Below are 17,794 nucleotides of genomic sequence, written 5' to 3'. Positions count from 1 at the left end.
ATAATTGTTCTAATGAGCATCTTTTTTATAAACTATTTATTATTTTCTCTTAAATGCTTAACATCTTTTTCCTTTGGTGTAACAAACGCTGTCTTTTGTCCTTCATAAATAACTAAACCTGGTTTTGCACCATTTGGTTTTCTAACATGTTTAACTTTTACATAATCAACAGGAACAGTTGCGGAATCGCGTGCTTTAGAAAAATATGCAGCTAATTCAGCAGCTTGTTGAATTGTTTTTTCATCAGGATCAAATGATTTAATAATTACATGAGATCCATGAATCTTTTGTGTATGCAACCAAATATCTCTTTTATCGGCATCCTTTAAAGTTAATTTATCATTTTGCAAGTTGTTTTTACCAACTAAAATTTGAATGCCATTATCGGAAGTGAAGACTTCAGGTTTACTAATCTTTTGACGCTTATTCTTTTTAGATGCGTTTGAATTATGATTCTTCTTTAAATAACCCTCTTCCTTAAATTCTGTCTTAATATCAGTTAGATCAGCTGGATTTGCTAATTCAATTTGAGATAATACATTTTCAAAATATTCAATTTCTTCATTGGTTTTCTTTAACTGTTCATTAACATAGATAACCGCATTTTTAGATTTTTGATAACGCTTAAAATATTTTTGAGCATTTTCAGAAGGGGATAATTGATTAGACAAGTTAATCTTTACTAATTTATTTTCATCATAGAAGTTAGGTAATTCAATGGATTTCATCCCACTTTCAATTTTATATAAATAAGTCGTTAATATTTCACCCTTAATTCTATATTCATCGGCTTTTTTAGTATTATCTAATGTTTTTTGTAGTTTCTTTTTCTTATTACGATTCTTCTTCAATTCATTTTTAGCGATATGAATTAAAGTACCACCTTGTTCCTTAACTCGATCTTTTTGAGCTCGACTAGCGTAATATTTATCCAATAATTCACTCAGACTACTAAATTGTATATTTTTACTATTATTAATGAACGGGTAAACACTAAAACCTTCTTTATTATTCTCATTAAATAAGAGTGTTGGTACTGGTTGGTTAAATTTTTCAAAGAATCTATTGAATAAAGTTTTGACGTTACCATCTTGATGTAAATAATTGGCTAAATATAAAGAAGTGTCTTTGCCCAGTCCTTGAGTAATGTGTTGGATATTAGATGCTAGCATCTCTTGATTAGGATATTTGCTTTCTAATTCTTGAATGCTACTAATATTTGAATCACTAGCTTCAAATGGATTAAACATATTCTGCTTAGGTGGGGTAATGTATTGATCGCCTGGTAATAAAGTACGATATCTATTTTTATCCGCACCGATACGCTTAACTGCATCTATAATTCGCATATCATCTTGTTTATCAACTAGAATAACATTACTATGTCTAGCCATAATTTCTACTATTAACAACATTTCTTTTAAATCACCAATTTCGTTTCTAGTGATAAAATGAAATCTTATGACTCTATCATTGTCTACTTGTGACACTTTGCTCAATATAGAACCATTTAGATGTTTTCTCAAAGTCATTGTAAAATTAGTAGGTACACTAGGGTTATTATAAGGAACATTAGTTACTTGGACTCTAGCATAGTTAGGATTTGCAGACATTAATAAAGGATAATTTTTATGATTAGCTCTAATTGCCATAATCACTTCATTATCATATGGTTGATTAATTTTTGATACTCTACCATTTGATAAAGTTTTATTTAATTCTTTTGTCATTGCATGAGTGAATGATCCATCAAATGACATAATATCATCTCACTTTCGTTACTTTTATCGACACATAATATTAGTATACATATTATATATATCATTATCAAAAAACCAATCTCACTTACGGTAATAGATATTTTAATGTTATAATTTATAAATAAATATAATTTTTAAGTAATTATTAATTTGAATTAAAGGGTGAAAAAACTAATAATGAAAATTGCAATTGTTACAGATAGTACTTCATATCTGTCTAAAGAAGAACAAGAAAAATATAATATAAATGTAGTACCAATACCAGTAATTATTGATGGAAAGAGTTACAACGAAGGGGTAGATATTTCAACAGAAGAATTCTATGATAAGCTACGTAACTCAGAATCTTTTCCTAGTACTTCACAACCACCTATGGGGGAAATGGTTGATACTTACAATAAACTAGCCAATGAAGGTTATGATGCCGTTATTAGTATTCATTTAGCAAGTACTATTTCTGGATTTTATAATTCATTAGTATCTTTGGCACCCACTATTGAAAATATAAAGGTAATTCCTTACAATTCTAAGCTAACTGTTAAGTTAATGGGTAATCTAGCAATCGAAGCTGCAAAGATGGCACAAGACAATCAAAATATTGATGACATTGTATCTAAAATGGATGAAATCAGAGCTACCATCAATGAAGTTTTTGTAGTAGATGATTTGCAGAATTTAGTACGAGGTGGCAGATTATCTAATGCTTCTGCTTTTCTAGGTAGTTTATTAAAGATTAAGCCACTGCTTACATTTGACGATAAAACTAATGAAATCGTAGCTTTCGAAAAAGTTAGATCCCGTAAAAAGGCTTTAAAACGTACTGAAGAAATATTTAAGGAAGCTGTAAACAACGCTGACTACCCAATTAAAGCAATGGTGATAAATGCTAATGATCCCGAATCAGGGAATGTTTGGGCCAAAAAGATTAAAGAAATGTATCCTGACATGACAGTTGAGCAAAGTTACTTTGGTCCAGTGATTGGGACTCATCTTGGCGAAAAAGCTTTAGCTTTGGGATGGATGATTGATTCAGATAAATAGATTGTAAAGAATTATTTTTAATGATATATTTTAATTGCTAACAAATATTAGGAGTAGGACTTTATGCGTTAAGTGCTAACGGAACGGAATGTGAACGTTAGACGAAAATTTAATTTGCGATATATTGTCCGCATTCGCCACCAATAGTTATATTATGTGTGCCAACTTTATAATTTGTCCGTGGCAGCTCCATTTAGGAGATGTCTTATGAGTATTAAGAAGAAATTTTTTAGTTTACCTAAGCTTAGAGTGTCCGATATTACTATTATTGCTATAATGATGGCTTTAAGCTTTATTTTAAACAAAGTTGGAATACATACTCAATATATTGTAATTACGCCAACTTTTATTGTTACGGTATTGTTATGTTACCTATATGGACCAATATGGATGGCAATGGTTTTAGGGATAATGGATATTTTATTCACTTTTATAGGTGGAAGTGGATTATATATTCCTGGGTTTACTATTTCTGCTATATTAACTGGATTTATATATGGATCCTTCTTGTTTAAAGATTATCAATTTAAAACAAGAAATTTAATTTCAGCTCAAATTATTATCAGCCTAGTTATTCATATTTTCTTAAATACGCTTTGGTTGACGTTATATAATGGAATTGATTGGAAAGTTATAATCATTTCTAGATTAATTAAAGAATTGATTTTAGTTCCAATTCAATTAATTGTTTTGGTTGGATTATTCAATATTCCAACGGTTCAAAAATTAATTAAGAATCATTGGAACTAGTTAAAAATTGTTTTGTATAATAATGATTAATATTAAGATTATGATAAAGATTCATAATCTTTTTTCTTTAGAAAGGATCTTATTCAATGGCTAAAAATATATATGATTTTAAATTAACTGAAATGAATGGACAAACAATTGATTTTAATCGTTTTAGAGATAGGGTTATATTGATTGTTAATACTGCCAGTAAATGTGGCTTGGCGGGGCAGTTGAAAGATCTTGAGTATTTATATCAAAAATATAGTGATGATGGGCTTATCGTTATAGGAGTACCATCCAATCAATTTCATATGGAGTTAAAATCTAATCAGAAAACTAGTGAATATTGTCAAATACATTTTGGAGTTACTTTTCCAATATCTAAACAAGCAAGAGTTAATGGTAAAAATGAATTGCCATTATTTAAATATTTAAAAGATCAATCAAAACATGGACGAATAAAATTTAACTATACTAAGTTTCTAATTGGTCGTGAAGGTAACTTAGTAAAAAGGTATTCTCCTTTTAAAGCCCCTAAAAAATTTGAGCAAGATATCATTAATGAAATAAATAATGGTTAATTAAAGTAAGGGGATATATATGAAATCTTCTAAAAGTTTTTATACAATTGTATTTTTACTTATAACAATTGTATTTGCTGTTATAGCAATAATATTTTATCGACAATTAACAAATGTAAAAGCTGTTAAAAAACAAGTCGGGATTAGTTTAGACTGTGCACGTTCATTTAAAGATGTAAACACTATTAAAAAATATATTAATGAAGTTCATGAATATAAAGGGACATACTTAACCCTTCATTTAACCGACAATGAAAACTTTGCTTTAGAAAGTAATACATTGCATCAAAACACGAAAGATTCTTACTATAAGTCTGGTGTATATTATAATAAAAWAACTAAACTACCATTTTTAAGTAAAGAACAGTTAAAAGATATTATTAACTACGGATACAATCAAAACATTGAAATTATCCCTGAGGTAGATGTACCAGGGCATGCACAAAGTATCTTTAATTTATTAAAAATAAACGGTGAAGATACTTTATATAGACAAATTGTTAGAAATGATGGATATAATGAAATGGACTATTCTAATCCTAAAACAATAAAATTATCTAAAAGGATAATTAGTGAATATTTACCTTTAATCAAACCTCATGCTCATATATCAATTGGTGGGGATGAAATAACTGTAGCTAATAACAAACAAGAAAATCAAATAGTTAAATATATTAATGATATGGATAATTACGTTAACCAACATAATATAAAGATGATTATGTGGAATGATGCTTTTCATAAAAATGTTATTAATCAATATAATAAAAATATTTTAATAGATTATTGGAGTTATAGTGGCCAAAGGGCTAATAAAGAACAAAGTGATCGAAATATGGCATTAAGAGCTACGATGCCAGAATTGAATAAAGCAGGCCTTAAAACCATTAACTGTAATTTTTATTATTTATACTTAATTGCTAATGAAAAACTATTTAACCAGCATAATATACAATTTTGGAAAAATAGTTTAAAACAATGGGATCCACAAATTTGGAATAATAATGATACTAATCATCTAGATAAAAGTAAAAAGAATATTGGAATGCAATTGTCAATTTGGAACGATGATAATTACAATATTTCTAATTTAAATTTATATAATAATCTAAAAACTTATATAAAAAGTTATCTAAGTTATTCAAAAAGTTTTTAAAAGCCAAAGATAAAATCTTTGGCTTTTTTATTAATGTTTTAAGTAGGGAGCAGGAAAGTGTTCTATATTTTTATTTATTTTTCTACTTTACATAATATATATTATACGAAGTAGTTATAAAATGTTAAAACAAAAAAGCTCTATATTAATATAGAGCTTTTCATTAAAATAACTATTCTAAATTTGCATGATTATTCATCATATCAGATTCATTTATATTTTCTTCATTCATTAATTGTAAGACAACTGAATCTAAATATAACATTAAAGTTTGTTCAAATAATGATCCCATTGGTTGAATAGTTATTGAATCATCATTTTCATATTTAGATTTACTTTGAATATTAACAACATAGTCAGCAATATTACCAATTTCAGAATCTTCATTTGATGTAATTAAAATGACATTAGCACCAACTTTTTTAGCTTCTTGAGCAACAATTTTAACTTGTGCTGTATTGCCTGAACCAGATGCCAAAATCAACAAATCATCTTTATGAATTGATTTTGTGGTTGTTTCACCAACAACGTTGCTATTGTGGCCTAATTGAGCCAATCTCATCGCAAACATTTTTAAAACTAAGCCTGAGCGGCCCAAACCATGAGTGAATATTTGATTACTTTTAATAATTTCATTAGAAATATTTTGATTATCTATATTTTTAGCAGAATTAGATAATTCTGCTAAAATATTTTCCAAATAATTCATTATTTCATCATTGCCTTAATTTCTTTAGCAGCTTTAGCAGGATCATCAACTGTAGAAATACCACCACCAACAATCAATAAATCAGGTTGTTCGTTAATGATTTTTTCTGCTGTATTGACCTTAATTCCACCCGCAACAGCTGTTTTAGTTTCTTTAACATTTTCTTTAATGGTGTGTAAGTCTTCAAATGGGGTTTTACCCAGTGCTTGTAAATCATAACCAGTATGAGTACCGATATAATCAGCGCCCATTTTATCTAGTTCTTGAGCACGTTTAGCGATATCTTGAACACCAATCATATCTACAAGTAATTCTTTGCCCATTTCATGAGTTGTCTTAATTGCATCCTTGATGGATTGATCTTCAGCCACACCTAAAATAGTTGTTATATCAGCACCATATTTGAATGCTTGACTTACTTCATATGAAGCAACATCCATAATTTTAGCATCAGCTAATAATGTAATATCCGGGAATCTATCTCTAATCTTCTTTAGGCCTTCTAAACCAAAGTTAATTACTAAAGGAGTTCCGTATTCAAATACATCCACACTGTCTTTGGTTTTTTCAATTAAGTTCATTGCACCATCAATATCTTCTAAGTCAATTGCTAATTGTAATTTCATAAATTAAATCTCCTTTTAAATAATGTATTTTACTTATAGCGCGAAAATACATTATTTCATATGAAGAATTCTTTGTAAAACATTTTAACCTATATAAGCATATTTATAATTCCATTGAGTTCCTGCAGTATTATGGATGATTCCGTGAATGTTATTTTTTTGTAGATAATAAGCGCTATTTTGAAATAATGGTGTTACACCCTGATCTTTGCTTAATTCTTTACTAGCATCAATTAAATCATCCCAACGTTTTCCCTGATTGTTAGCATCTTCATTTTCTGCTTTATTAATTAAATTATCATATTTATTATTTTCATATTTTCCATAATTATAAGGTGTTCCTTTTTGTGGAATTTGAAGGAAGGTAATTGGATCATTAAAGTCACCGCCCCATGTGTCTAAGCCCACATCAAATTTTCCATCTTGTTCATTTTGTGTATAAATTTTTGCCGGCAAACTGGTTAATTGAACCTTCATCCCTTTAAGATTACTTTCTAATTGTTCTTTTAAGTATTGAGCAGCAACGTTTGAATTATTGTTATCATTACTATTTGATAAATTAATAGATACACTATTCATCCCCAACTCTTTTAGCCCTTTCTTAAATAAAGCTTTGGCTAATTTGGGATTGTAATTTAATGTATTATTGACTGATTGTTGCTCTGAAAAATCTTTTTTATTAATTGGACTGTATGCTAAGCCCTTAGGAACAAAACCTGTAACCTCAGATGAACCTTTTAAATACAATACCTTTTGTGATAATAATGACCTATCAATTGATAATGATATAGCACGGCGAATATTTTTATTATGCAATGCTTTATTTTGACTATTAAAATTATACCTTAAGTAAGAAATCATTGAATAAGAGTAGTCTTTCATTGTATTATCATTTCTATAGTTCTGTAATTGATCAGTAGCTAATGGGGTCACATCTAGTAGCCCTTGATTATACAAATTTAAACTAGTTGTACTATCACTAACAAAGCTATAATTAATTCTATTTAATTTTACAGCCTTCTTATCCCAATAGTTGTTATTCTTTACATATGACCACTTATCACCTACTCCATTCCAATTAACGATTTTAAATGGACCAGAATAGACCATGTATTTTGAATTAGTACCATACTTGCTTCCATACTTTTGTACAGTCTTTTTACTTTGTGGACCAAATAATGGATATGCCATCAGTGTTTTAAAGTAAGCAACTGGTTTGTTCAAATTAATTTGTACTGTATGTTTATCTATTGATTTAATGCCTAATTTATTAGGACTCATATTACCAGCATTAATTTGTTGGCCATTTTTAACAGCATTAAATAAATAAGAATATTGAGCCTTTGTTTTAGGATTAACTGTACGACGCCAAGAATATACAAAATCATTTGCAGTAATTGGATCGCCATTACTAAATTTAGCGCTTCTTATTTTAAAAGTCCATGTTTTACCATCCCTACTGCTATAACCTTTAGAAGCAAGTCCTGGAGTAATTGCCCCTTTTTCTCCCAAGCGATAAAAACTTTCATATACATTACCGGTTGATCCATACCCACCAGATTTAGATATATCAATAGTATCTAAACGACTATTAGCTGATAAGTTTAGAGTTTGTGACTTACTTTTACTTGTTTCATTGTTACCACAAGCAGTCAAAACACCCCCAGCAGTTATTAATAATGCAGAAGATAATAATGCTTTATAAAAATTCATACCTTTCACTCCTCTAAAATATTATATAAATCAAACAAAAAAGCCACTAGATAAGCGCTAACAAAAAATGCTAGCCTAATATCTAGTGGCTCTAGTTATGTAAGTTAAAAATTATATGTACTAATTCATTCTATATAAGATAAAACATTACATGCTAAAAAGGGCTACCACATTAGTGCTAACATTTAAAATACAACAACATTTACATTGGTTATTAAATAAACGTTTCATAATGTGATAGTCCTCCTTTCGTATAATTTATTATCATGAATAATACTTTAAATAAATGCATAAGTCAAATATAACGAGTTATTATAAATATTTAATTTTCTAAACGTTTTCATGATTTACTTTAATAAAGAATCTGTAAATATGTCTAAAAAATTTCAATTACTATAAAATCAATAATAGTTATCATAATCACTTTATATGGAAGATCATCTAACAATTCTACAAAACAAATATTAAATCAATCTAATGATAATTACACTTAGCAAGTAAAATCACCGATTTTTGATAACACAGATGATGGAAGTAATAAAAATATATATTTTGACGTAAAGAATGATCAAATAGTCCAATTAGATGATGAATCTTTATTTAAAGGTAATGATATAAGAAATATGGAAAAAGATAATAATGTTTCTTATAAATATATCATTAAAAATGATCAAAAGATGAGCTCAAATAGTAATGAAAGCAATATCATAATTGATAATTTAAAAAGAGATAATAGTAAAAAACATTAACCTTCAATGGGAATGCTCAATTTGATAAAAAAGGTCTCTAAAATAAAATTAATTTTAGGTAAAAAATAGAAGAATAAAGATGGAGTCTCCAGCCCGTGGACGAATGGCATTAATTCCCGCCATAAAGGCATCTAATTTTTTAAAATTTCAACAAAAAAAGGTTGTGTTATATTCATATATGACAGTAATAATAAACTTTGTACTATCCATCTTTGAAATAGGATTTGCTATGTTCTTTGGACTTGTATCAATGATGTATTCTGGATCAAGTGGACATTATGCTCATATGTTGGTATTTATGCTTGCAGTATTAGCTTTTTTGATGATAATACAAGCCATTTTAAACTTTACTAAAGCAAACAAAAATTTTAAGTTCTTAGTAAACGTAAGTTTAATTATATTTATAATTTATTTTTATTTTATATATAAAGAGCTTCCATTTGAAATGTTCATAATTATCGAATTTATAAGCATAATAAATTTACTAAATACATTTATTCAAAACAAAAATGTTAACATTTAAATAAAAGCTGTCCATTAACCTAATGATTGGCTAATGGACAGCTTTTTTATTCCATAATTTTCTATTTTATAGCTTTTAAACCTATATCACTACGATACAAGTAATCATTTTGATTGACTGATTTTAAAATTAATTCGTTAATTTGATGTTGTGCGTTTAGAATATTATTACTTTTAGTAGTAACCATCAACACTCGCCCACCATGGCTATAAATAAGACCATTATCATCTTGAACTCCTGAATAGATAATATTAGTACCATCAGGAAATTTAGGTAATTCTAAATGATCTGATGGCTTTTTAGGGTAACCTTTAGCAGCCAACACTGTTCCTAAATAATATTCAGATGCACCCCATTTTGCATGAATCTTTTTACCATCTAATAAGTTAATGATTAAATCACCTAAATCACTTTTTAATTGCGGTAGGATCACTTGAGTTTCAGGATCACCCATTCGAACATTGAATTCAATGACCTTAATACCCTGTTTAGTCATAATTAATCCTGCATATAAAAATCCAACAAAGGGATGCCCTTCATTTACCATTGTACTTAGTAATGGCTTTATCACTTTATTAATTGCATTTTGAGTAACCTCATTGCCAAATTGAGGCAAAGGACTATATGCTCCCATCCCGCCAGTATTAGGTCCTTCATCATTATTCATTAATCTTTTATGATCTTGTGCTAATGGCATGGGAATAAATTCTTCGCCATTTGCCATAACAATAAATGAAAATTCTTCACCATCTAAATACTCTTCAATAATTATTGATTGTTGATTAGGTAAGGAAAATAAATGATTAATTGCATTAGTAGCTTGTGACTTGGTATTCACAATGATTACACCTTTACCACCTGCTAGTCCATTTGCTTTTATCACTAATGGTAAATTATGACTATCTACGTATGCCAAAGCACTATTAGTGTCATAGAATTCTTGAAAATCAGCTGTTGGAATACTTGCTTTTTGCATCATATCTTTAGCAAATACCTTGGAGCTTTCTAATTGTGCCGTATATTGATCAGGACCAAAAATTTTTAGGCCGGATTTTTTAAAGACATCAACAATTCCCTTGGACAAAGGTTGTTCAGGTCCGACAATTGTACAAACAAAACGATGACTTTGAGCAAATACGGTTAAATCATTAAAATTCATTTCATTAATTTGAACACAATGAACATTATCCATTCTTTCCATCATTGGGTTACCTGGTGCAACATACACACTACGATTATCTTTTTTAGCTAAACATTGGGAGATTGAGTATTCACGACCACCCGAACCAATTACCAACCAATTTTCCATTATTAGCACTCCTAATCTATATCAATAAATTAAAGATAAGTATGGATGGAATCGAACCATCGTGCTACCTAATATCTAAGCCATACTTACCAAACTATTAATGCTTAAAATGACGTTTGCCACTAAATACTAAAGCTATACCTAATTCATTGGCCTTATCAATTGAAGCCTGGTCTTTAATACTACCACCAGGCTCAACAATCGCTTTGATACCATGCTTGGCCGCAAATTCAACACAATCATCCATAGGGAAGAAAGCATCAGACGCTAAAATAGCTTTATCATAACCAGCTTTAGGTTGGGCTTTATCAATCGCAATTTTAGTTGAATCAATCCGATTCATTTGGCCTGCACCAACCCCAAGAGTTTTAGTATCAGTTGTCACCACAATCGCATTACTCTTAACATGCTTAACAACATTTTGACCAAATGCCAAAGCTTTTAATTGATCTGCAGTGGGGTTAACTTTAGAAACAACTTTAAAATTAGCTGGTTCTTCATGTAGAAGATCACGATTTTGTACTAACATTCCACCTAATACACTAACTCCATCATGTCCGTTTTGATCAATAGAACCAAATGAAAGTGTAATTAAACGGATATTTTTCTTTTTAGCCAAAACATCATATGCTTCATCAGTAAATGAAGGAGCAATTACAATTTCTAAAAAGATAGAATGCATCTTTTGGGCAGTTGCTAAATCAACTTCACGATTTAAAACAATAATTCCACCAAAAATAGATATTGGATCAGCATCAAAAGCTTCTTGCCAGGCATCTAACAAATTATTGGCTGTTCCAATGCCACAGGGGTTCATATGTTTTAGTGCAACGACAGTTGGTTGATTATGAAATTCAGCAATTACTCTTAGTGCCGCATCAGCATCCCTAATATTATTATATGACAAAGCTTTACCATGTAATTGTTTTGCATTAGCTAAGGAGTACTTTTCAGGGATGGCTTGCTTATAATATGCAGCCTGTTGGTGACTATTTTCACCATAGCGCATATTTTCTACTTTTTCGTAAGTTAAAGTTAATTTAGCAGGGAATTCCTCGTTGGTTAAGTATTTAGCAATTAAAGCATCATAAGCCGCAGTTTGTCTAAACACTTTGGCTGCTAAATGATGATGATATTTACTATCTAGTTTATTTTCATCATATCTTTCGATGTAATCATCGTAATCATTAAAATCGGTTAATACGATTACATCTTGGCTATTCTTAGCAGCTGCCCTCAACATTGAAGGACCGCCAATATCAATGTTTTCAATTGCTTCATCATCTGTTACACCCGGTTTTTCGATCGTTGCTTTAAATGGATAAAGATTTACACATACTAAATCGATGGGCTGGATGTTTTCAGCTGATAATTGTTTCATATGTACTGGATTATCACGTTTTGCTAAAATACCAGCATAAATTCTAGGATGCAGTGTTTTAACACGTCCATCAAGCATTTCTTGAAAGTTAGTTATATTTTCTACGGCGATTGCTTTTACACCATTATCCAATAATTTCTTTAATGTACCGCCTGTAGAAATAACTTGAAAGTTTCTGGCTTCTAGTTTCTTAGCAAATTCAACAATTCCGGTTTTATCGTAAACACTTAATAATGCTAATTTTTTCAATTTATAGTACCCCTTTATTAATTAATTCATGAATGGTATTTGGATATAATTGATGCTCGACATGATGAATCCTGTTTTCCAAATCTTCTAAACTATCTTTTGGATATCTTTTAACTTTTGCTTGTGCAATAATTTTTCCAGTATCAACTCCAGCATCTACATAATGGATTGTTACACCGGTTACATCTACGTTGGCATTGTATGCATCTAGAATACCTTGTTTTCCAGGAAAATTAGGTAATAGTGCGGGATGGATATTTAAAATGCGTTTGGGAAAAGCGTTTAATAAGGTTAAACCAACAATTCGCATATAACCAGCTAAGAAAATTGTTGAAATGTCATTAGCTTTCAAACACTGTAAAATATTCTTTTCTCGTTCTTTTTTACTAATTCCCTTTTTAACTTCTGATATAAAAACTGGAACATGATATTTTTCTGCTCTTTTGACTACATAAGCATTGTGACGATCACACACTAGCACTCCTATGTTAATTGGTAATTTAGCTTTCATAATCGCTTCAAAATTGGTACCGTTTCCTGAAGCAAAGACAGCAGCATTTAATTTTTTATTTTGATTAAATGAATTCAACTGCTTGTTCATTCCTTTTCACCACCTTACCAATTTCATAGTAATTCTCGTTTCTTGCATTCAGCTCATTAATCACCTTCTTTAAATTCTTAGGATCGACTACTAATATCATCCCAATCCCTTGATTAAAAACTTGGTCCATTTCATGTTGGCTTAATTTGCCTTTTGCTTTTAAAAAATTAAAGATTTCTGGTACATGCCAACTACCGTGGTTAATTTTTGCGGTTAAATTTTCTGGAATCGTTCTTGATAAATTGTCAGCAATTCCACCACCAGTAATGTGAGCCATTGCATTGATTAGGTTTGATTTTACTAAAGGATAAACGCTATTGTAATAAAGTTTGGTTGGCTTTAATAAAATATTAATTAGTTTCTCTGACATCCCTTGATATTGCTTATTTAAATCTAAATTTGCATCATCAATAATTTTACGAACTAATGAGTATCCATTTGAATGAATACCAGATGATGACAAGCCAATCAAAATATCATTTTCATGAACATTTTCTTTAGAAAGTAATGAACTATGATCAGCGATACCTACTGCAAACCCACTTAAATCATAATCTTTGGCTTGATAAATACCCGGCATTTCGGCCATCTCACCACCAATTAGTGACAATCCAGCTTGTTTACAACCTTCAGCAATACCGGAAACTATCTTTTTAACCTTATTTGGTTCCAATTGGCCAACTCCTAAATAATCTAAAAAGAAAAGTGGTTGGGCACCTTGTGCCAAAATATCGTTAGCACACATTGCTACTAAGTCAATCCCAATAGTATTATGTTGATTAGCTTGAATTGCTAATAACAATTTGGTGCCAACACCATCAGTCCCAGATACTAGTACTGGATTATTAAGATTACTGATATCATTTGCTAAACCGTATTCAGCACCGAAACCACCAATCCCAGATATTACATTTTTATCTTGAGTAGATTTAACGATTTGACTAATATTTTTAACGGCTGCTATTCCATTATCAATATTGACGCCCGCCTTTTGATATTCATTAGGCAAATTATTTCACCCCTTTACTTTGCTCGATTTGTTTGGTTTCTGCATCGTATTTATCCTGATAGTCATATAATTTTGTTGGATACTTGCCATCAAAATATGCTGTACATAATCCATGATATTGGTTATTAGAATCAATATTAATAGAGTTAATCATGCCAGGGATGCTTAAATATGCTAATGAGTCTGCCCCGATGGATTCTCTAATTTCTTCAACCGTTTTATTAGCACCAATTAATTCGGCTTTGCTTTCAATATCGACACCATAAAAGCATGGATATTTGATAACTGGCGATGCAATTCTAACGTGAATTGATTTAGCACCAGCTGCTTGAAGTAATTTAACGATATATTTACTAGTAGTCCCTCTTACAATTGAATCATCCACTAATATTATGTCTTTACCTTGAACCACTGACTTTACAGCCGCTAGTTTCATTGAAACACCACGTTCACGCTTATCCTGGGTAGGTTCAATAAAAGTCCTGGCAACATATTGATTTTTAATCATTCCCATATCAAACGGAATGCCACTTGCTTGAGCATATCCAATTGCAGCGTCTAAAGAAGAATTAGGCACTCCCAACACAACATCTGCTTTTACGGGATGCTCTTGAGCAATGGCTGCCCCCATATTTTTTCTAGCTTCATGAACACTAACTCCATGAATTACTGAATCAGCCCTAGCAAAATAAATATATTCCAATGAACAAACGGTCAAGCCTTGCGATTTGGTAAAATGATTGATTGTATATCCATTGTCATTAATTGTTATCATTTCACCAGGTTGTAAATCTCTAATATATTGAGCACCAATTTGGTCTAAAGCACATGTTTCACTACATAAGATATAACTTCCATCTTTATTTTGGCCTAAAACAATGGGTCTAAGTCCATGCGGATCAGCAATACCAATCATGCCCTTAGCAGTCATAATAATAAATGCAAATCCGCCACGTAATTTTCTTAGGGATGCTTTTAAACGATTCATAAATTTATCATGCTTGTCTAACATAATCAACAGCCCTAAAAGTTCACTATCAGAATCTGCTTGAAAATGTGCACCACATTCAGCTAAATGTTTTCTTAAAGTTTCAGCATTAGTTAAATTACCATTATGTGATATAGCAAATGGCATTCTAGGATCATTAAAAAAGAAAGGTTGAATATTTTGTAATCCACGACTACCAGCGGTAGCATAACGAATATGACCAATCGCTGAATTTCCTATTAACTTTTTTAAATTATTTTTGTCTTTAAAAACAGTTGATAAGAGTCCTTGACCTTTGTAAGAATAAACTTTATTTCCATCAAAAGAGATAATCCCAGCACCTTCTTGACCACGATGTTGTAAACTATGCATCCCTAAATATGCATTCTCAGAAGCATCTTTTGAATTCAAAATACCAAAAATACCACACTCTTCATTTAAACTTTTTATTTCATGTAGCATGCTAGACTATCCTCCCATGCTTTACGCAAATTAATCATCTCACCAGTTAATTTTCCGTTACTTAATTGCATATTTATTTTATTGTCTTTGGTTGTATATCCAATCATCGTTGCTTTTAAACCAGTAATTTTTTCAAATTTATCTCTATTAATAGGATCAATAGTTACTATAAATCTTGATTGTGATTCTGAAAATAATTGTTCTTTTGATATATCCATTCCACCATTGAATCCTAGTTTGTTTTTAAACAAGCTTTCCATAAGTGCTACTGCCAAACCACCTTCACTAACATCATGAACACTATTAACTAATCCTTGTTTGATAATATTTTGTACTAACTTTTGATTATCGTATTCTTCATTTAAATCAAAATGTTTAATGTCACCACTAATTTTTTTATTTAGCATTTTTTGTAATTCTGAGCCATTAAAATCGTCATATGTTTGGCCAATAACGTATACTAAATCGTTAGCTTTTTTAGCATGTTGATCCATAACATTGCTATTGTTTTCAATTAAACCAACCATGCCTACCATTGGGGTTGGATAAATTGAATTACCATCGGTCTCGTTATATAGTGAAACGTTTCCACCGATTACTGGAGTGTCAAACTTTTTGCAAGCTTCTGACATTCCTTCAACCGATTGATCCATTGAATAATAGCTGTCGGAATCATCAGGATTACCAAAATTTAAACAATCAGTAATGCCAATTGGATGTCCTCCACTGGCTACAATATTACGAGCTGCTTCTGCAACAGCAATTTGTCCACCAATATAAGGATTTAAATATATATATCTACTATTACAATCAGTAGTCATTGCTAATGACTTGTTGGTGTGTCTAATTCTTACTATTGCTGCGTCACTACCTGGTGACAAAACAGTATTCGCTTGAACCCGACTATCATATTGACGATAAATGCTGTTTTTTGAAGCGATAGTTGGCTGTGATAATAATTCTTTTAGTATCTGATATGTATCATCAAATGCTGGATAATAATCATTTATTTTTTTTAACAATCGCTTAGGTTTTATGACTGGATGCGAATATTCTGGAACATCATCAACTAGGCTTTTGGTTGGAATATCACAAACTATCTCGTCTTGAAAGCTCAATCGATATTGACCATCATCGTTAACTTTTCCAATAACTTTAGCCTCAAGTTTATATTTTTTGAAAATATTAATAACCTCGTCTTCATACCCTTTTTTGACACATAAAAGCATTCTTTCTTGAGATTCAGAGAGCATCATTTCATATGGAGTCATTCCAGATTCACGTTTAGGAACTAAATCTAGATTTAAGTCCACTCCACTATTTGCTTTAGCTGCCATTTCTGCAGAAGATGATACAATTCCCGCAGCTCCCATATCTTGAATACCAACTAAGATATCCGAATGATACTTAGTTATTTCTAAACAAGCATCTACTAATAGCTTTTCCATAAAAGGATCACCAACTTGAACTGCTGAACGTTCTGCTTCTTCTTTCTCGCTAAATTCACTTGAGGCAAAAGTAGCACCATTAATTCCATCACGTCCAGTTTTAGCACCTACATAAATAATGGAATTACCTAAACCCTTTGAACGACCAGTTTCCATATCCTTTTTATTCATTAATCCAACACACATTACGTTAACTAATGGATTTCCATTATATGTATCGTCAAATCCAATTTCACCACCAACTGTTGGAATTCCAATACAATTACCATAATTAGCAATTCCTGAAACGACTTGAGATAATAAAAAGCGATTTTTTTGGCTATCTAAATCGCCAAATCTTAGGCTATCTAATGATGCAATGGGTTTAGCTCCCATTGAAAAAATATCACGAATAATACCACCAACTCCGGTTGCGGCTCCTTCATATGGTTCTACAAAACTGGGATGATTATGACTTTCTGCTTTAAAAACAACTGCTTGTCCATCATCAATATCTAAAACTCCAGCTCCTTCACCCGGGCCTTGTAAAACTCGTGATCCGTCTGACCAAAATTTTATTAAAATAGATTTTGAATTTTTATATGAACAATGTTCACTCCACATCCCCGAAAACAAACCAATTTCCGTATAATTAGGTAATCTATGAATTAATTTATCTACAATTATTTTATATTCTTTTTCAGTTAATCCCATTTGAACATATAATTTTTGATCACGAATTTCTTCGGCTGATGGTTCAATATGCTTTTTTAACATA

At 30.5% G+C, this 17,794-nt stretch carries 16 protein-coding genes and 1 riboswitch; of the genes, 6 read left to right on the top strand and 10 right to left on the bottom strand.

Going from position 1 to position 17,794, the window contains the following annotated elements:
- Positions 1–32 precede the first annotated feature (32 nt).
- Complete coding sequence (locus tag C7N71_RS02995; RefSeq protein WP_105987689.1) at positions 33–1,760, bottom strand: NFACT RNA binding domain-containing protein; 1,728 nt, start codon at positions 1,758–1,760, stop codon at positions 33–35.
- A 177-nt stretch (positions 1,761–1,937) separates the two neighbouring features.
- Here C7N71_RS02995 and C7N71_RS02990 point away from each other — a divergent pair, with 177 nt between their 5' ends.
- From C7N71_RS02990 to C7N71_RS02975, 4 genes are all read left to right on the top strand, one after another.
- Positions 1,938–2,801 (top strand): DegV family protein, encoded by an 864-nt coding sequence (locus C7N71_RS02990; protein WP_105987688.1) that lies wholly within the window; start codon positions 1,938–1,940, stop codon positions 2,799–2,801.
- A 47-nt stretch (positions 2,802–2,848) separates the two neighbouring features.
- A riboswitch (THF riboswitch) is annotated at positions 2,849–2,941 on the top strand.
- A 67-nt stretch (positions 2,942–3,008) separates the two neighbouring features.
- On the top strand, positions 3,009–3,551 hold the full coding sequence (locus tag C7N71_RS02985) for a folate family ECF transporter S component (protein ID WP_105987687.1): 543 nt from the start codon (positions 3,009–3,011) through the stop codon (positions 3,549–3,551).
- An 86-nt stretch (positions 3,552–3,637) separates the two neighbouring features.
- On the top strand, positions 3,638–4,114 hold the full coding sequence (locus C7N71_RS02980; protein WP_105987686.1) for a glutathione peroxidase: 477 nt from the start codon (positions 3,638–3,640) through the stop codon (positions 4,112–4,114).
- A 19-nt stretch (positions 4,115–4,133) separates the two neighbouring features.
- On the top strand, positions 4,134–5,270 hold the full coding sequence (locus tag C7N71_RS02975; protein ID WP_105987685.1) for a family 20 glycosylhydrolase: 1,137 nt from the start codon (positions 4,134–4,136) through the stop codon (positions 5,268–5,270).
- Between the two features lie 172 nt (positions 5,271–5,442).
- On the opposite strand, the gene hxlB is transcribed toward C7N71_RS02975, so the two are convergent.
- From hxlB to C7N71_RS02960, 3 genes are all read right to left on the bottom strand, one after another.
- Positions 5,443–5,979, bottom strand: a complete 537-nt coding sequence (hxlB, locus tag C7N71_RS02970; RefSeq protein WP_105987684.1) for a 6-phospho-3-hexuloisomerase — start codon at positions 5,977–5,979, stop codon at positions 5,443–5,445.
- Positions 5,979–6,605 carry a 3-hexulose-6-phosphate synthase gene (hxlA, locus tag C7N71_RS02965; RefSeq protein ID WP_105987683.1) on the bottom strand — a complete coding sequence of 209 codons (627 nt, stop codon included), beginning with the start codon at positions 6,603–6,605 and terminating at the stop codon, positions 5,979–5,981. Before hxlA ends, hxlB begins: the two co-directional genes overlap by 1 nt.
- Before the next feature lie 84 nt (positions 6,606–6,689).
- Positions 6,690–8,318, bottom strand: a complete 1,629-nt coding sequence (locus tag C7N71_RS02960; protein WP_105987682.1) for a peptide ABC transporter substrate-binding protein — start codon at positions 8,316–8,318, stop codon at positions 6,690–6,692.
- A gap of 623 nt (positions 8,319–8,941) precedes the next feature.
- Here C7N71_RS02960 and C7N71_RS08250 point away from each other — a divergent pair.
- Together C7N71_RS08250 and C7N71_RS02955 are read left to right on the top strand one after the other, a co-directional pair.
- Entirely contained in the window at positions 8,942–9,067 is a 126-nt protein-coding gene (locus tag C7N71_RS08250) for a hypothetical protein (protein ID WP_263850882.1), read from the top strand.
- 79 nt (positions 9,068–9,146) lie between these two features.
- A complete protein-coding gene (locus tag C7N71_RS02955) occupies positions 9,147–9,590 on the top strand; it encodes a hypothetical protein (RefSeq protein WP_105987681.1) in 444 nt (147 codons plus the stop codon).
- Positions 9,591–9,651: 61 nt separating this feature from the next.
- On the opposite strand, the gene purD is transcribed toward C7N71_RS02955, so the two are convergent.
- The 6 genes from purD to purL form a co-directional block, all read right to left on the bottom strand.
- Positions 9,652–10,899: a phosphoribosylamine--glycine ligase gene (gene purD, locus C7N71_RS02950; RefSeq protein ID WP_105987680.1), complete on the bottom strand. Its 1,248-nt coding sequence runs from the start codon at positions 10,897–10,899 to the stop codon at positions 9,652–9,654.
- A gap of 97 nt (positions 10,900–10,996) precedes the next feature.
- Entirely contained in the window at positions 10,997–12,529 is a 1,533-nt protein-coding gene (gene purH / locus C7N71_RS02945) for a bifunctional phosphoribosylaminoimidazolecarboxamide formyltransferase/IMP cyclohydrolase (protein ID WP_105987679.1), read from the bottom strand.
- Position 12,530: 1 nt separating this feature from the next.
- The gene (gene purN / locus C7N71_RS02940) at positions 12,531–13,130 is read right to left on the bottom strand and encodes a phosphoribosylglycinamide formyltransferase (RefSeq protein WP_105987678.1); all 600 of its coding nucleotides are present in this window, start codon (positions 13,128–13,130) and stop codon (positions 12,531–12,533) included.
- Positions 13,105–14,139 carry a phosphoribosylformylglycinamidine cyclo-ligase gene (purM, locus tag C7N71_RS02935; protein ID WP_105987677.1) on the bottom strand — a complete coding sequence of 345 codons (1,035 nt, stop codon included), beginning with the start codon at positions 14,137–14,139 and terminating at the stop codon, positions 13,105–13,107. Before purM ends, purN begins: the two co-directional genes overlap by 26 nt.
- A gap of 1 nt (position 14,140) precedes the next feature.
- The gene (gene purF / locus C7N71_RS02930; RefSeq protein WP_105987676.1) at positions 14,141–15,589 is read right to left on the bottom strand and encodes an amidophosphoribosyltransferase; all 1,449 of its coding nucleotides are present in this window, start codon (positions 15,587–15,589) and stop codon (positions 14,141–14,143) included.
- The gene (purL, locus tag C7N71_RS02925; RefSeq protein WP_105987675.1) at positions 15,574–17,793 is read right to left on the bottom strand and encodes a phosphoribosylformylglycinamidine synthase subunit PurL; all 2,220 of its coding nucleotides are present in this window, start codon (positions 17,791–17,793) and stop codon (positions 15,574–15,576) included. Before purL ends, purF begins: the two co-directional genes overlap by 16 nt.
- Between the last annotated feature and the right edge of the window lies 1 nt (position 17,794).

The sequence above is a fragment of the Apilactobacillus timberlakei genome, assembly GCF_002993965.1.
Lineage (GTDB): Bacteria > Bacillota > Bacilli > Lactobacillales > Lactobacillaceae > Apilactobacillus > Apilactobacillus timberlakei.
The sequence above is the reverse complement of the archived record's forward strand: the minus strand, read 5'-3'. Positions and strand labels throughout refer to the sequence as shown.

Bases quoted from the DNA above. Each gene is read 5' to 3' on its own strand.
- C7N71_RS02995 (WP_105987689.1), bottom strand. From the start codon at position 1,760: ATGTCATTTGATGGATCATTCACTCATGCAATGACAAAAGAATTAAAT.
- C7N71_RS02960 (WP_105987682.1), bottom strand. From the start codon at position 8,318: ATGAATTTTTATAAAGCATTATTATCTTCTGCATTATTAATAACTGCT.
- C7N71_RS02985 (WP_105987687.1), top strand. From the start codon at position 3,009: ATGAGTATTAAGAAGAAATTTTTTAGTTTACCTAAGCTTAGAGTGTCC.
- hxlA (WP_105987683.1), bottom strand. From the start codon at position 6,605: ATGAAATTACAATTAGCAATTGACTTAGAAGATATTGATGGTGCAATG.
- C7N71_RS02980 (WP_105987686.1), top strand. From the start codon at position 3,638: ATGGCTAAAAATATATATGATTTTAAATTAACTGAAATGAATGGACAA.
- purF (WP_105987676.1), bottom strand. From the start codon at position 15,589: ATGCTACATGAAATAAAAAGTTTAAATGAAGAGTGTGGTATTTTTGGT.
- purL (WP_105987675.1), bottom strand. From the start codon at position 17,793: ATGTTAAAAAAGCATATTGAACCATCAGCCGAAGAAATTCGTGATCAA.
- C7N71_RS02990 (WP_105987688.1), top strand. From the start codon at position 1,938: ATGAAAATTGCAATTGTTACAGATAGTACTTCATATCTGTCTAAAGAA.
- C7N71_RS08250 (WP_263850882.1), top strand. From the start codon at position 8,942: ATGGAAAAAGATAATAATGTTTCTTATAAATATATCATTAAAAATGAT.
- purD (WP_105987680.1), bottom strand. From the start codon at position 10,899: ATGGAAAATTGGTTGGTAATTGGTTCGGGTGGTCGTGAATACTCAATC.
- hxlB (WP_105987684.1), bottom strand. From the start codon at position 5,979: ATGAATTATTTGGAAAATATTTTAGCAGAATTATCTAATTCTGCTAAA.
- C7N71_RS02955 (WP_105987681.1), top strand. From the start codon at position 9,147: ATGGAGTCTCCAGCCCGTGGACGAATGGCATTAATTCCCGCCATAAAG.
- purN (WP_105987678.1), bottom strand. From the start codon at position 13,130: ATGAACAAGCAGTTGAATTCATTTAATCAAAATAAAAAATTAAATGCT.